Origin of the sequence: Brucella sp. TWI432, assembly GCF_039674445.1 — a bacterium.
Classification (GTDB): Bacteria; Pseudomonadota; Alphaproteobacteria; order Rhizobiales; family Rhizobiaceae; genus Brucella; species Brucella chromiisoli.
Genome location: NZ_JBDJNL010000066.1, coordinates 1 through 627, shown reverse-complemented (window position 1 = coordinate 627; position 627 = coordinate 1). Strand labels below are relative to the sequence as shown.

Genomic DNA, 627 nt, shown 5'->3' with positions numbered 1-627 from the left:
CTGGCTGAGCGAAGGACAGATGTCACGCCTTCGCCCCTTTTTTCCCAAGAGCCATGGACGACCACGCGTTGATGACAGACGTGTCTTGAGTGGAATTATCTTCATTCTTCGCAATGGGTTACGGTGGTGTGATGCCCCTCGGGAGTACGGGCCTTGTAAAACGCTCTATAATCGTTGGAACCGTTGGTGTCACAAGGGGATATTTGCTCAGATATTAGAAGGTCTGTCTTCCAAATCGTCGGTTGGAAAGACTGTCATGATGGATGCGACCTATTTGAAAGCTCACCGCACGGCTTCAAGCCTACGGTTAAAAAAGGGGGCGATGGACGACTGATCGGCCGGACAAAAGGTGGCATGAATACCAAGTTGCATGCCGTCACTGACGCCCAAGGGCGCCCCATCAGGTTACACGTCACGGCGGGACAAATCAGCGACTACACCGGAGCTGCAGCCTTAATCGAGGCGTTACCGAAGGTCGACTGGCTTCTTGCCGATAGAGGCTATGATGCTGACTGGTTCAGAAAACGGTTAAAAGACAAAGAGATAAAGCCGTGCATCCCGGGTCGCAAAAACCGTAAGAAGCCTATCAAGTATGACAAACGTCGATACAAGCGGCGTAATCGTATC

Annotated in this window: 1 pseudogene; it reads left to right on the top strand. The window is 51.5% G+C overall.

Features of this window, described 5'->3' with window-relative positions:
* A pseudogene (locus ABE527_RS21630) lies at window positions 1–627 on the top strand (IS5 family transposase); the annotation flags it as partial.